This window comes from Pseudooceanicola sp. HF7 (genome assembly GCF_011806405.1).
GTDB lineage: Bacteria > Pseudomonadota > Alphaproteobacteria > Rhodobacterales > Rhodobacteraceae > Pseudooceanicola.
In genome coordinates, this window is record NZ_JAATOW010000034.1 from 1 (window position 1) to 14,668 (window position 14,668).

Below are 14,668 nucleotides of genomic sequence, written 5' to 3' on the forward strand. Positions count from 1 at the left end.
CCGCCCCCGCCGTGCTGGCGGCCGCCCTGCGGGTCGCGCAAGGCGATCCCGAAGGCGTCATGCTGGTCGCGCCCTCGGACCACGTGGTCCCTGATGCCGCGGCCTTCCACGCGGCCGTCGAGGCAGGCCTCGCGGCCGTTGAGGCAGGGAACCTGGTGACCTTCGGCATCACGCCGACCCATCCCGAAACCGCCTATGGCTACCTCGAGCTGGCCTCGGCCCCCTCGGGCACCGATGCGGTGGGGCTGTCGCGCTTCGTCGAGAAGCCCGACGCCGCCATGGCCGCCGAGATGCTCGCCGCCGGCAACTTCATGTGGAACGCCGGGATCTTCCTGTTCAAGGCCCGGACCATCGTCGAGGCCTTCGAGTCCCATGCGCCGCAGCTGATGACCCCGGTCAAGGCCGCGCTGGCAGAGTCCAAGGTCGACCTCGGCTTCCTGCGCCTGGCGCCCGGGCCCTGGGGCCAGGCCGAGGATATCTCGATCGACTACGCGGTCATGGAAAAGGCCGCCAACCTGTCGGTCGTGCCCTTCGCGGGCGGCTGGTCGGACCTCGGCGGCTGGGATGCTGTCTGGCGCGAGGGCGGTCCGGATGCGAACGGCGTGACCCTGTCGGGTGACGCAACCGCCATCGACTGCACCAACACCTTGCTGCGGTCGGAAAGCGAGCGGCTGGAAGTCGTGGGCATTGGCCTCGACAACATCATGGCCATCGCGATGAACGACGCGGTGCTGGTGGCGGACATGTCCAAGGCCCAAGACGTCAAAAAAGCGGTTACGGCGCTGAAAGCCAAGGGAGCGCCCCAGGCCACGCATTTCCCCAAGGATCACCGGCCCTGGGGCTGGTTCGAAAGCCTGGTCGTGGGCTCGCGCTTCCAGGTGAAGCGGATCCTGGTGCATCCCGGCGCCTCGCTGAGCCTGCAAAGCCACTTCCACCGCTCCGAGCACTGGATCGTCGTCGAGGGCACCGCCAAGGTGACCGTGGACGACAACGTCCAGCTGGTGACGGAAAACCAGTCCGTCTACATCCCGCTTGGCGCCGTCCATCGGATGGAGAACCCGGGCAAGGTGCCGATGGTGCTGATCGAGGTGCAGACCGGCGCTTATGTTGGCGAAGATGACATTGTCCGATATGAAGACGTCTACGCCCGCAGCTGAGCCGGGCCTGGAGGTCGGAGCGGGCAGATGAAGATCGCGGTTGCCGGGATTGGCTACGTCGGACTGTCGAACGCCATCCTGCTGGCGCAGCGTCACCAAGTCGTGGCGCTGGATCTTTCCGAGGAGCGCGTGCGCATGGTGAACGAGCGGGTCAGTCCGCTCGTCGATCCCGAGATCGAGGAATACTTGGCCGAGAAGACGCTCGACCTGACGGCCACCACCAATCCCGAAGAGGCCTATGCGGGCGCGAAATACGTCATCGTCTCGACGCCGACGAATTACGATGCCGAAACCAACTACTTCGATACTAGCTCGGTCGACCGGGTGGTGCAGGACGTGATCCGCGTCAACCCGGCCGCGACCATCGTCATCAAGTCGACTATCCCGGTGAACTACACCAACCAGCTGCGCGCCCGCACCGGGTTCGAGACCATCATCTTCAGCCCGGAGTTCCTGCGCGAGGGCCGGGCGCTTTACGACAACCTGCATCCCAGCCGGATCGTGGTGGGCGGCCGGTCGCAGGCGGCGGTGCGGTTTTCCAAGCTGCTGCAGGAGGGGGCGCTGGACCGGAACGTGCCGGTCCTGCTCTGCAACACCTCCGAGGCCGAGGCGATCAAGCTTTTCGCCAATACCTACCTTGCCATGCGGGTGGCCTATTTCAACGAGCTCGACAGCTATGCCCTGTCACGCGGGCTCGACACGCGCCAGATCATCGAGGGGATCTGCCTTGATCCGCGGATCGGCAACCATTACAACAACCCCTCCTTCGGCTATGGCGGCTATTGCCTGCCCAAGGACACCAAGCAGCTGCTGGCCAATTACACCGAGGTGCCGCAGAACCTGATCCGCGCCGTCGTGGATGCCAACCGCACCCGCAAGGACTATATCGCCGACATGATCATCGCACGGGCCCCGAAGGTCGTGGGGATCTACCGGCTGACCATGAAGGCGGGGTCGGACAATTTCCGGCAAAGCTCAATCCAGGGGATCATGAAGCGGATCAAGGCCAAGGGGATTGAGATCATCGTCTACGAGCCGAACCTAGAAGAAGAGCATTTTTTCAGTTCGCGTGTAATCCGAGACTTGGACGCATTCAAGGCAGAGGCTGACATAATCATCACTAACCGTTGGAGCCCAGATCTAGAAGATGTGGTCGCCCGCACTTTCACGCGGGATATCTTTGGTCTGGACTGACAGCGTGCGCTCATTATTTGATAAAACTATTCTCCGGGAATGCAGTTGGGTTCTGTCCTACTCAACAAATTTCTGCGGCTGCTGAAGAATACAGCCGCATAATACATCATATATACTGGGATGATATCCGACAGGATTCTCACTATGACCTGAGATGCAGCCCCGTTTGCTGACGAGGCCAAGTGAAGAACTAATGGGAAATAGATCGCTACTACAAAAACTGATTTTTGCATAACGGGCTGGAAACTAGTAGCCACCAAGCGCAATATATATCCAAAAAGGAAAGCGGAGCCAAATAACCCGACCCATCCGAAATTTATGTAACCTTCTGTGAGAAGGCTCGGAGGACGACCACTCTTCAATACCGTCTCCTGGAACACCTTCTCTTTAATCTCTTTACCCATACTTACGTCTGGTTTGCCGGGCCAGAAGCTGCGAGGAATTGGGGCAGTGATCCACGTGAGGTAGCTATAGCCCAACTTGTACTCCATCCTCGTCGGCACGCCGTCCAAAATGTGGGCAGTTCCATTCAAAGACATTCCATTTCCAGATTCCGCAAGCGCCGCGATCGGATTGACAAATACTTGAGTCTCGCCTCTTTGAGCTATCGCACGGAGACCCGTCATCGCAGAGAAAAAAACCAGCCCCGATATAATTATCGTGGCCGCGAAAACAATCGATACCTTACGATAGACTGTATAGACTAAAATAAATCCAAGCAGTGTGTAGAGGATAGTAGCCCTTGAACTGGATAGAAAGGGCAAGGCAATACTAAGCAAAAATAGCAATATAACAGCTGAGCGGGCCGACCAACTGAGCTTGTAGGGGCGCTGCATGTAATTTGCGAGCATCACATAAAGCATCGTCATTGCTAGGCCTGCGGCTAGGCGAAGATACCCAGCATTTCCATAGACCACTTCCCCGCCGGATTGGATCTCAATTGCGCGCTTACGCGACAGCGCCTGGAAGGAGAAACCGCCGGTGCTTTGGATAAAAGCCAAGGTTGCAAGCATAGAGATCACAAAGACCAATAGAGCAACTATATGAAGACCTCGGTTGGTAAAACGAGAATCATCAGGAAGCAACTTTTCGACCGCCACTCGTTTTTTGCAAGAGACGTATCCTGCCCCCACCAACAACAACGCCAACGACAGCCAGAGCCCACCAGACAGGAAGAAGCCAACCGGGTCCCCATGCATGATCACATCCCGTCGATGTCCTTCCCCGAAACTAATGATATAGCTGGTTCCCAGCGTGCCAATGACCACGTAGAGGACAAAGAACGTGTAGGGCTCGAACCCGACGATCTTGCGGTTAGTCGCTATTGGAAAGAACAGGATGCAGACTACCGCTAGATGTCCGACAGCGACCAGAAGATAGCGCTCGTCTACCCCTAGGATACCTGTCACCCCCAAAACAAAGAAGAAGACTATGTTCACTGAAAGCAGGAGCCGCAAGGTTTTCTTCACGAAAAATCTCCAAACACATTTCCGTGTCAGCATATCCAAGATGCCCACGGGAGCATACGCCCTTGTCCCTACGTATCAGTCGGAGGCAATCATTCAGCTTCCTGACATGGGGGGCAGGTGTCACGCATCACGACATGAGCGAGCTTCTACTGTCTGGTGGTGGGGGGAGCCAAGTACACCATGGCCAAGGCATCGTTTTCTAACGCCTTCGTGATAAGCAATTCGGTCTTCACATCAAGCTTTTCCTCGAGTTTGCGTGTCTTGGGCAAAATTATGCCTTTGACCCGGTCTCGAATCTTTGAGGAAAGCAACGGCTTGACCCCGTAGAGGTAAAGCCGCGAGCGCGATATGCGCTCCATCATCCCGCCGCGTGGAATGTAACGCTTGCCTTCCGACTTATTGCGATGTGATCCGTCAGGCCCCTGAGCCGGAGCGGCCACGCCCAGGAAGGCGCAGATTTTCGAAAGAACCGCGGGCCTGTCCGCTAGGTAATCCTCGAATCGGACGACAAGGATCTGAGAGTTAGGAAAGGTCTCGCGCCAAGGAGAAAGCTGCCAGTCGTAGCGGCTGTAAGAAAGGTATTCGGGGCTTTCTACAAGGGCTTCACGCATCGGACGGTTCTCGAATCCCATGCCCCATTGGTGATGGTACTGGCTAACCAGCCTCTTCACCGGATGGCGGGTCATATAGATGATCTTAAGGTTCTCTCCCAATACCCTCTTTGCTCTAGGGGCTACACCTTCGTAGGTTGGGCGCTTGGAATAGGCCGTCGATGCCTCACCGCAGAGGGCCCCAGCGGTGGCGCCCTCGAACTTTGCTAGGTACCGGGCAAGCCCATCGGGAGTCTCTACGGCCGGGTCAATTAGATCCTCAGGCTCCTTGTCAGGAGGCATGTAAATCCCGGGCAAATGCACCAAGTCCTCGTAAAGGGTCGTAGTGCCAGCCTTCATTGCACCGATGATCAGGAAGCTGGGTTTCTGGATCATGGTTCTGTGCTCTCTGTGATGCTAGTGGGAAGCCAGGAGATAATCATGCCGCCGCTCCTGTCGAGTGGTGACGGTTCCTACGGATGATTCTGATGCAAGCGCAAATCTGCATGATCGCCAGCAGGGTAGCCGAGGTGAGCGTGGCCCAAGACGCCCCGGCGGAGCCCAGATGGGGGATCAGCAGGTAGTTCCCGCCGATGTTCAGGACTAGCGCAATGATAGTCATTACGCCGAAAGATTTCTGGTAGCCATTCATCAGCATGAAGGAAGTGGACGGAATCCCCATACAGGCGGAAATCTGCGCTATGGCTAAGATTCGAAGAGTGGGCGCTGCGGTAACGTAGTCATTGCCGAAGATCCAAAACATGATCTGTTCACTGAAACCTATCAGGCCGATGGTAATCCCCCCAGGGAGCAAGAAAGCAAAGAGGAGGCTCCCGTAGAAGAGCTGTTCAGCCTTCTTCATGCGTCCCGAGGAGATATAGCTACTAATCTGCGGGCTGAGCACGGTACTTAGTACCACCAAGGGGAAAGTTTGGACAAAAGTAACACGCAGCGCCACGCCGTAGAGGCTCACCTCTTCCAGGGTGGAAAGTGGAGCGATCATGATTACGTCAGTACGGTTCATAATCAGCTTGGCCGACATACCCACAAGAGCAGGTAGGGCGATACCCATCCAGAGGCGCATGCGATAGTGGGGCGCAGCCTGCGCCAGTTCAGCGGGATGGGAACCTTTCATGCAGAACAGGCCATAGCCGACTGCGATGAGACTGGAGATTGCATAAGCGTAGACTGCCGTGCTCGCACTCTGGATGTTAAGCACGACCACCAGCAGGCAGATCAGCAAAGGGGGCAGCAATTCGTCCACCGCGATGCCTACACTGGGTCGCCTGTAGCCGGCTAACATGTTACGCACGAGGCTGCGTAGAGACATCATCGGGATCAGGATCGCACCCAAAACGAGACCAGTGAACAACTTGTGTTCTGGCCCCAGCCCGTAGGCGAGTGCGACCAGAAGCACGCTACAGATTAATGCGGCAGTGATCGCGACGGGATAAGCGGCGCGAAGCAACCCCTTCAGCCCGTTCCAGTCCTGTCCGGCTACATAGGAGGGAATGAACCGTGTCACCAGGGTGGGCCAGCCAAGCCCGCCGAGTCGCCCAGCCAAGAGTCCGAGCCCAAGCGCATAGGTGAAGAGGCCGTATCCTTCCGGACCGAAGCGCCGGGCCAGAAGGACAGCCATACCAAGCTGGGCAAAACGGGCCGGTATAGCAACAGCCATGGACCCCGCGAAAGCCCGGAGGAATTGTCCGCGCAGTTTCGCCCTGAGTACGCTCATTCAGTTTCTCCGAAACAGAAGTCAACCAGCTGTCCGAAGGCACCATTTGCATTCGCCACGAGACCATGGAACCGTTCGCCAGCCTGCGCACGCAAGGGAGTCAGGCCGGCCTCTGAGGCTTTCACCCGCGAGATGAAGGCTAAGGCCTCGGCCGGATAATCGGCATCGGGTGGCAGGCACCAGTCTGTCAGTCCAGCTAGGTCGTCAGCAATACAATGACCACCATAGGCTAGGACAGGGGTCCCCACGGCCAAAGCCTCGAGGTTAACGATGCCTTGGGTCTCGTTCCGGTACAATGAAGGAAACAGGAAGATGTCAAGCTCGCGAAACCACGCCGTCTTCTCTTCCCCAAAGATGGGGCCGACCAGTTCAAGAGCTGGACCGAGCCGCTCCGCCGCCGACTCGGCGAAATCCCGGTCTGCTTGGCTGGAAAATGACCCTGCTAAGGACAGACGCGCAGGAATGCCCGCTTCTAGCAAGGTCTCAAGCGTTTCTACCGCACGACCGAGTCCTTTCGCCATGTTCATACGAGACATATGCCCTAGGCGCCAGACCTCGGGGTGGGAGGCGCGTAGGGCGCTTCGTGTCTCCGGCCTATCGGTGTCGAGACTGATAACATTTGACATCGACGTAGTATGATTAATCGCCGGGTAGCGCTGTGCCAAGTTTGCCGCCATTGAAGGGCAGATGCACAGGTGAACTGCCCGTGGACCCGCTGTTTTGGCTAGCATGCGCATGAGAGGGAGCGCCCTGTCCACATGAGCTCTGGTGTGATGATGCAAGACTATACGCCTCGCACCACCTAAGCGGGCAGCAGCGGCATAAGCTACGGTGTTGACCATCCCACGGTTTGCATCAACCGAAATATAGCAATTCCTGCCACGCCCACCAAAGACTAAGCCCGAAATTGTCCCAAGGGCTCTACCGGCCTTGATCAGCATATCCTTTGGTTTGCTGCCAGTATCGCCCCGTACGATATCATAGGCAATCACACTAACGCCCTCTGGCGCTTCACGAATCAACCTGTCATGGATGTGAAGTGTCATAACGGTTTGACCGGTGATTGGGCCGGGGAATGGCCCTACATAGTTTAGGGAGCGCACTGAAAATGCCTCATTCTTTTCTTGGCAAATTGATAAAGTTGTATTGAGATCTAGCCAGAAGTTCTTCTGGAATGCCGGCCATAAGCACTCCTCCCTCTGCTATAGGCCGGAGCCCGACAAGAAGTTGTTCAGTCGTACTCTCAATACCTAGGAGCGAACCCGCACCGTAGAGCGAGGCTAAATCCCGCACTTTAGCGCTCCCCGCTAGCGGCAGGACCGGGGCTCCAGCTGCGAGGCCCAGGATCAAAGGGTGCATGCGCGAGCTGACCACAATACCCGCAGCACTATATAGGGACATCGCCTCCGAGACGGTTTTTGGAATTATAACTTGCGCGGCCAAATCCGACTGCGCCTCTATCTCGTTCTGCACAGCATTGGCAAATTCTAAGTCGTAGCCAGGTCGGACATCATGGCATACTAAATCCAGCTTAGCACTTCCAGCCGCCTGTGCCAGACGTATGGCCAAGCGGGCGTAATCACCGGCGGTGTAATGGGTTACTAAAGGGCTTTGATGAACTGCCAAGCACATGTGCCTATGATCGCGCGATGAGCAAGCATCCGCGGCTACAACACCTGAGAACACTACATCGGCCGTCACTTCGATACGGTCACTTGACACGCCGCAGGCAATGAGCGCCTCGCGGGACTGGATGTCGCGTACACGGATCACATTGGCTAACTTCGCTAGCCGCCGCATGAAGAACCTTGAGGCCGGGAATTTCTCAACAGCCCTAGTGCCAACACCCAGAAGCATTACTTTCTGACCGAAGAGGCGAGCCAAGAGTGCAATTGAGAATAGATATCCTGGACCTTTGCCGTTCTTCGAGCCGTTCAACATCTGGCCACCGCCAATGACGAGCGGACCTTGACGCAGCCAAGAAATAATGGTGCGCCAATCCTCGCGGCTGGCTATATCGGTCTCAGACATTGTATAGCCGGTCTGGTCCAGTACCGCACGCGAGACGAAACAGTCGAGCCCGATGCGGGCGCCTGGGAAGGCCCGGCTAACTTGTGCCCGCATGGTTTCAGCAATAGCCTCATCACCAATGTTTACACCCCCGAAGGCACCACAGATCGTCACGCGATTTGTCATTGAACGGCGGTGTCCTGCTTAAGGCACTTATGATTGAGTATGCTTTCGTAGTAATCCTGCGCGGCACTCAGAAGTCTGCGGACTTTTACGGTCTCGAACTCGTCACGATAGCGAGATTTAAGCGCTTCTTTCTCAGCTGAGGGTACGGTCTGCCGGGCGATACTAGCCTCCATGTCGCCGCGCTTAGCCAGCCGGCTAAGTCGTTTTTTCTCAACGGCTGCCCGCGTCAGTGCGTCTTCTTCAGGTGAATTCTCATAGGGTATAAAGTTGGTGCCAAACTGAGCATTCATGCGGCGGATCGCCGGGGCGAAATCCGCAATGACTTCTTCGAAAAGAGCCGGGGTCCAAGCCTGAGGAATGCGCAAAATTGGACGGTGAAAAGCGATGTAAAGTTCGACGGCCCGTGCCGCTGACATCCGACCGCCGTGGTAGACACAGAGCGACAACGCGGCGGCTTTGGGCGCCCGGATGACCACCAATGCGGGAATAGCGTATCGGTTAGCCAACAAAATTTGGGCAGGGGCGTGGAAATGATTGCCAATGTTCAACGGCCCTAGCTGTGCTCGCCGGAATGCCATGGTGCCAAAAGTGTTTCCCGACCGGGGATATCCCTCGATCACGACAGAGTCGCCGGGCCTAACGACCCGGCGCTCAAAATCAGGGGATTCACCTTGGCGACCAATCAACGGAAAGACGACGGGGGAGGCCCGGAGAGAATCGCGGAACATGCGGGGCAGACTGGACATATCGCTTCTCCTTTTTGTTCAGGTTAGACGTGGTCCTTTAGCCATTCTATTTCTTTCTCTTGCTCTTCGTGGAGCATACCAAGATCAAGCGTGACAAGCTTATTTCTAATTTCGCCTGCCCCCACGCGCCCGAACAAAGCCGAACGAGGCGACGGGGTGAACAGCATGGCCGGACTCCCAAAGGCCAGGGTCGCCACGCAGGCATGAACCCGGTCCGACAGGGTGAAATCAGCGTTGGCGTAGATGTTGATGTAGGTCCAAGGCTCGTCCGATGCCGTCGCGTTCGACTGGCGATAGATCTTGTGGGTGATGTGCGGGAAGAAGCGGTGCTCAGGCCGCACGATCAGCCGGCCATCGAAGGTCTCCGGCAGCTTCCGCTTGTCGAAGTAATCAGCCAGGTAGCCCTTAATCTTGCCCTTGTGGGCATACTTGTCGAGGAACTTCGGCACCGAGACGAAGTAGGTCTTGCCCTCGATCTCGACTTGGCGGGAGTTGTACTTGTCCCCCGGATCCGAGGAAAAAAGCTCCGGCTCGGGGTAGCGGTCGAAGTTGGAGGTGATGTACCTGAAGCCTTCCCGGACCTTGAACGGGTTCACGCAGCGGTTCAGGAAGTAGCCGCTGTCGATGCCGTCGTACTTCGGCACGCCGGGCAGCCAGTCCTTGATGATCCCGTAGGTGCGGTCATCGCGGGTCGAGATCAGATAGGGGGGGTATTCCTCGAGGAAGCTCTTTACCGCGGCGATCTCCTTGTCGGTGAACTTGAAGAAGGCCGACGAGAGGAAGATCACCTTCACGCCGTTGTCGCGCAGGGCGCGGAACGCCTTTTCCCAGCTTTCCCGGATCCAGCCACCCAGAACCGGACCCTGGACGACCAGGTAGTCGATATCCAGGTACTGGGCGAAGTCGACATAGGTCTCCGGGTTGCCCTTGAACTTGTTGTGCAGGGTCCGGTAGTTCGGCTGGTCTTGGAAGAAACCGACGGCATCTTCGCCGAAGACCCGCTTGAGAACGTATTCGCCACCGAGGTTGAAGAAGGCATTGCCTACGTTCTGTGCCCATTGCCCGCCGACAAGGGCGACACGCGGTGCCGGCTTCTGAGCCAGGGGGAAGATCTCAGACATCCATGGATTCCTTTTTTTTAAGCTCTTGCTGCCAGTCGGCATAGGTCTGGGTGATCCCGTCTTTCAGCGAACGGGCGTCGTTCCAGCCCAGCCCGTGCAGGGTCGAGCTGTCCATCAGCTTGCGCGGCGTGCCGTCAGGCTTGGTGCTGTCGAAGACCAGCTCGGCCTCGTAGCCCACCACCTCGGCGATGGTCTCGGCCAGTTCACGGATCGTGACCTCGGACCCGGAGCCGCAGTTGACGTGCTCGTAGCCGGAATATTCCTTCAGCAGGAAGACTAGCGCATCGGCCAGGTCGTCGCAGTGCAGGAATTCGCGCAGCGGCGTGCCCGATCCCCAGAGCTCGACCGAGGCGGCACCGCTTTCCTTGGCCTCATGGAACTTGCGCAGCAGGGCCGGCAGCACGTGGCTGGAGGTCAGGTCGTAATTGTCCCCCGGTCCATACAGATTGGTCGGCATGGCCGCGATCCAGTCGCGCCCGTATTGCTTGCGATAGGCTTGGCACAGCTTGATGCCGGCGATCTTGGCGATCGCGTACCATTCGTTGGTCGGCTCCAGCGGGCCGGTCAGCAGGCTGTCTTCCGGGATCGGCTGCGGCGCCATTTTGGGATAGATGCAGGACGAGCCGAGGAACAGGAAGCGGTCCACGTCATTGGCGTGCGCGGCCTCGACGATATTGGTCTCGATCTGCAGGTTGGCCAGCAGGAAATCCACCGGGTGGGTGCTGTTGGCCATAATGCCGCCGACCTTGGCGGCGGCCATGACGATGGCATCGGGTTTCACCTCGGCCATCCAGTCGCGGACCTGAGCCTGCTGCGTCAGGTCGACCACCTCGCGCCCGGCGGTGATGACCTCGCACTCCTCGGAGGCGAGACGCCGCACCACGGCGCCCCCCACCATGCCGCGATGCCCGGCAACCCAGATGCGTTTCCCGGTAATGTCCCAGCTCATGCGCTCATCCCTCCACGCTGACCGGCAGCTCCAGGCCGTGCTCTTTCAGCAGGGCGTGGCGCTTGGCGGTCTTGAGATCCGAGGCAACCATCTCGGCGCACATTTCCTGCGCGGTGATCTCGGGGACCCAGCCCAGGACTTCCTTGGCCTTGGTGGGATCGCCCAGCAGGGTGTCCACTTCGGCGGGGCGGAAGTAGCGCGGGTCGATCCGCATCACCACGTCCCCGACCTTCAGCGCCGGAGAGATGTTGTTGTCCACGGACTTGACGGTCGCCGTTTCCTCGACGCCCTCGCCGGTGAACTCCAGCTCGATGCCCAGCTCGCGGGCCGACCAGGTGATGAACTCACGCACCGAGTACTGCACGCCGGTCGCGATGACGAAGTCCTCGGGTTCGTCCTGCTGCAGCATCATCCACTGCATGCGGACATAGTCCTTGGCATGGCCCCAGTCGCGCAGGGAATCGATGTTGCCCATGTAGAGGCAGGGCTCGAGACCCATGGCGATATTGGCCAGCCCCCGGGTGATCTTGCGGGTCACGAAGGTCTCGCCGCGGCGCGGGGACTCGTGGTTGAACAGGATGCCGTTGCAGGCATACATGCCATAGCTCTCGCGGTAGTTCACCGCGATCCAGTAGGCGTACATCTTGGCCACGGCGTAAGGGCTGCGCGGGTAGAAGGGCGTCGTCTCGCGCTGTGGGATTTCCTGCACCAGGCCGAACAGTTCCGAGGTCGAGGCCTGGTAGAACCGGGTCTTCTTCTCGAGGCCGAGGAAGCGGATCGCCTCCAGCAGGCGCAGGGTGCCGATACCGTCGACGTCGGCGGTGTATTCGGGCGCCTCGAAGGACACGGCTACGTGGCTCTGCGCGCCGAGGTTGTAGACCTCGTCCGGCTGGATCTCAGAGATCAGGCGGTTCAGGTTCGAGGTATCCGACAGGTCCCCGTAATGCAGCTTCAGCCGGGCATGATCGACATGCGGATCCTGGTAGATGTGGTCCACCCGCTGGGTGTTGAACAGCGAGGCACGGCGCTTGATCCCGTGAACTTCGTAGCCTTTTTCCAGCAGGAATTCAGCAAGGTAGGATCCATCCTGGCCGGTGATCCCCGTAATCAGGGCTTTTTTCATTGGATATCCCTCGAACTTTCAAACTTGTTTTCACCTTCGGACGATACGCCCGACAAGGTTTCGAATTCTGATTTCGTGCGGCTGAGAATGGCATCCATGTCCCAGCGTTCAATCGCCCTAAGCCTGGCCAGGCGGCCAAGCTCCCGACGTTCTTGCGGATCCTCCAGAAGCTCTTCCAGGGCGGCGGCCATCGCGGCGGCATCCCCCGGCGGGGTGATACGCCCGACGCCGTCGACCTCGTGGCCTAGGGCGGTATCGGGCGGGGTCGTCGCCACCACCGGCCGGCCGGACGCCAGCATATTGGTCAGCTTGGAGGGCAGCACCAGGTCGGCCGCCCCGGCGATCTGGGGCAGCAGGTGGACATCGGCCATCCCAAGAAGGTCGCTCAGCTTGTCCAGCGGCTGCAGCGGGAAGAAACGGATCGAGGGGATTCCCTCGCTCATCGCCTCCAGCCCCTTGCGCATCGGGCCATCGCCGCACACCGCGATGGTCAGGTCATCGCGGTGGCTCAGCAGGCGCGCCATCTCGGGCAACACCTCCAGCCCCTGCTTGTTGGCAAGGTTGCCCGAATACAGCGCCACGTAGGGCGTGGTGATGCCCAGCTCCGCCTTCATCGGCGAGACGCCCTCGACTAGGCGGACCTTCTCGAGGTTGGCCCAGTTGCGCAGCTCGTAGATCCGGTCTTCGGGGACCTTCTTCTCGCGCAGCTTGTCCAGCATCGGCCCCGAGATCGAGCTGACCCGGTCAAAGCCGCCCAAGACCCATTTCTCGAAGCGCTTGGCCATCCGGCCGATGCGGCTGTCCTCCTTCAGCAGGCCGGTGGCGAAGGCCGCCTCGACCTCGTAATCCTGGATGTGAAGCCAGGCGGTGCCGCCGACGCTGCGTGCGGCCATCCAAGCCACCGGGGCGGCGGCCATCGAGGGCACGATCATCATCACCACGTCGGGACGCCGGCGCAGAGCCTTCCACATGGCAATCGGAAAGGCCGACAGGGCAAAGGTCGCGTAATGCAGGATGCGCTTTGCGCCGGTCGGGTTGGAGGGGACGTAGATCGGGCAATGGGCGATCCTGACGCCGTTCTCGCTGACCCGGCTCTTCCACCAGGGACGCCGCCAGCCATCAAAGACCCGCCAGGCGGGGTAATAGGGCAGGGCCGTGACCACATCGGTTTCGACGCCTTCCTTTGCCATCCATTCCGCAAGGCCGGTGGTATAGACCCCGGTCGAGATCAGCTCTGGCGCATAGTTGATGCAGATCACCAGCAGACGCATCGGACCCTCCGGTCAACGGCGCAGGCCGGGCGGGACCCTGCAGGTGACAGCCGCGTTTCGGAAGCGGTAAAAATCCTTTCCGCTTCCTGGAGGCAGCAATCCGACATTTTGATAAACAAGAAAAAAACCAATCTTTTAAGAAATGCGGACGATCGTCGAAAACAGCTTCCGGCGCCCTGACGCAGTTGTTCTCGCGAGAAAAATACCAGTTCTGCTGCGGGCCACAGCCTTTGCCATATTCTTTCCGGTGCGAATGTGCATTCCCTGCCCCGCTTCGCTCAGAAAAAGGGCGGCGGGACGGGCCGGGCGGCGCGCCCCAGACGGGGCTACGGTCACCGCCCCGTCTGGCCGAAAACGGCCTGTGCCGTCTTCAGGAGCAGGGTGCAATCCGTCACCAGGGAGGCCATGGACAGGTAGCGCACATCCATCTGCACGCGCTCTGCATAGCTGACGTCGTTGCGCCCCGAGACCTGCCACAGGCCGGTCAGGCCCGGACGCACGGAAAGATAGGCGGTGCGGTCGACCCCGTAGCGGACGATCTCGTCCCGCACGACGGGGCGCGGACCGACAAAGCTCATCTCGCCCTTCAGCACGTTCCAGATCTGCGGCAGTTCATCGAGGCTGGTCGCGCGCAGGACATGGCCGAGGCGCGTGATTCTGGGGTCGTTGGCCAGCTTCTGATCCCGGCGCCACTCCGCCAGCGCCTCCGGGTTCTCGGCCAGGTATTCCTTCAGCTTCGCCTCGGCGTCCACGACCATGGTGCGGATCTTCCAGCAGCGGAAGGCCTTGCCGTTGCGGCCGACGCGACGGTGCCCGAAAAAGCCCACCCCTCCGTCGAAACGCGTGGCGACCCAAAGCGCGAAAATGACCGGGATCAGGATCGGAAGAAGGAGAACGGCAAGGACGAGGTCGAAAAGACGCTTGCCGAAGGTCATGTAGAAAGTCTGGCTGTCCCGGCGGAGCACCGTACGGCGTCCACGGTCGGTAACGGGAACGGATCTGGCAACATTTCTAAAATCAAAGGTCTTCACGATGAGCCTCCTTACGGCGCCAACTGAAACGTAACTACTTAAATATGAGGTCCTATAACACGAAAACTTTCGAGGCTGCACCTTAC

13 protein-coding genes are annotated in these 14,668 nt (G+C 59.0%); 2 read left to right on the top strand and 11 right to left on the bottom strand.

Annotated elements, in window-relative coordinates; all coding sequences use genetic code 11:
- Nucleotides 1-1,157, top strand: a 1,157-nt coding sequence (locus tag HCZ97_RS16115) for a mannose-1-phosphate guanylyltransferase/mannose-6-phosphate isomerase (protein ID WP_167689963.1), incomplete at its 5' end; no start/stop codon positions are given.
- 27 nt (nucleotides 1,158-1,184) lie between these two features.
- Complete coding sequence (locus HCZ97_RS16120) at nucleotides 1,185-2,351, top strand: nucleotide sugar dehydrogenase (RefSeq protein ID WP_167689965.1); 1,167 nt, start codon at nucleotides 1,185-1,187, stop codon at nucleotides 2,349-2,351.
- 26 nt (nucleotides 2,352-2,377) lie between these two features.
- Here HCZ97_RS16120 and HCZ97_RS16125 read toward each other — a convergent pair whose 3' ends face one another.
- The 11 genes from HCZ97_RS16125 to HCZ97_RS16175 form a co-directional block, all read right to left on the bottom strand.
- Nucleotides 2,378-3,820, bottom strand: coding sequence for an O-antigen polymerase (locus HCZ97_RS16125; protein WP_167689967.1), 1,443 nt, complete (start codon nucleotides 3,818-3,820; stop codon nucleotides 2,378-2,380).
- Between the two features lie 146 nt (nucleotides 3,821-3,966).
- Nucleotides 3,967-4,806 carry a sulfotransferase gene (locus HCZ97_RS16130; protein ID WP_167689969.1) on the bottom strand — a complete coding sequence of 280 codons (840 nt, stop codon included), beginning with the start codon at nucleotides 4,804-4,806 and terminating at the stop codon, nucleotides 3,967-3,969.
- A gap of 43 nt (nucleotides 4,807-4,849) precedes the next feature.
- On the bottom strand, nucleotides 4,850-6,145 hold the full coding sequence (locus HCZ97_RS16135) for a polysaccharide biosynthesis C-terminal domain-containing protein (protein ID WP_167689971.1): 1,296 nt from the start codon (nucleotides 6,143-6,145) through the stop codon (nucleotides 4,850-4,852).
- A complete protein-coding gene (locus HCZ97_RS20880; protein WP_368484385.1) occupies nucleotides 6,142-7,191 on the bottom strand; it encodes a glycosyltransferase family 4 protein in 1,050 nt (349 codons plus the stop codon). The genes HCZ97_RS16135 and HCZ97_RS20880 overlap by 4 nt, the downstream gene beginning before the upstream one ends.
- 67 nt (nucleotides 7,192-7,258) lie before the next feature.
- Nucleotides 7,259-8,341 carry a polysaccharide pyruvyl transferase family protein gene (locus HCZ97_RS16145; RefSeq protein ID WP_167689974.1) on the bottom strand — a complete coding sequence of 361 codons (1,083 nt, stop codon included), beginning with the start codon at nucleotides 8,339-8,341 and terminating at the stop codon, nucleotides 7,259-7,261.
- Entirely contained in the window at nucleotides 8,338-9,087 is a 750-nt protein-coding gene (locus HCZ97_RS16150; protein ID WP_167689976.1) for a hypothetical protein, read from the bottom strand. Before HCZ97_RS16150 ends, HCZ97_RS16145 begins: the two co-directional genes overlap by 4 nt.
- A gap of 23 nt (nucleotides 9,088-9,110) precedes the next feature.
- Nucleotides 9,111-10,208, bottom strand: a complete 1,098-nt coding sequence (locus HCZ97_RS16155) for a polysaccharide pyruvyl transferase family protein (protein WP_167689978.1) — start codon at nucleotides 10,206-10,208, stop codon at nucleotides 9,111-9,113.
- Nucleotides 10,201-11,157, bottom strand: a complete 957-nt coding sequence (locus tag HCZ97_RS16160; protein ID WP_167689979.1) for a GDP-L-fucose synthase — start codon at nucleotides 11,155-11,157, stop codon at nucleotides 10,201-10,203. The genes HCZ97_RS16155 and HCZ97_RS16160 overlap by 8 nt, the downstream gene beginning before the upstream one ends.
- Before the next feature lie 4 nt (nucleotides 11,158-11,161).
- The gene (gene gmd, locus HCZ97_RS16165) at nucleotides 11,162-12,280 is read right to left on the bottom strand and encodes a GDP-mannose 4,6-dehydratase (RefSeq protein ID WP_167689981.1); all 1,119 of its coding nucleotides are present in this window, start codon (nucleotides 12,278-12,280) and stop codon (nucleotides 11,162-11,164) included.
- Nucleotides 12,277-13,551: a WcaI family glycosyltransferase gene (locus tag HCZ97_RS16170; protein ID WP_167689983.1), complete on the bottom strand. Its 1,275-nt coding sequence runs from the start codon at nucleotides 13,549-13,551 to the stop codon at nucleotides 12,277-12,279. The genes gmd and HCZ97_RS16170 overlap by 4 nt, the downstream gene beginning before the upstream one ends.
- Nucleotides 13,552-13,883: 332 nt before the next feature.
- Entirely contained in the window at nucleotides 13,884-14,486 is a 603-nt protein-coding gene (locus HCZ97_RS16175) for a sugar transferase (protein WP_167690020.1), read from the bottom strand.
- Nucleotides 14,487-14,668 lie beyond the last annotated feature (182 nt).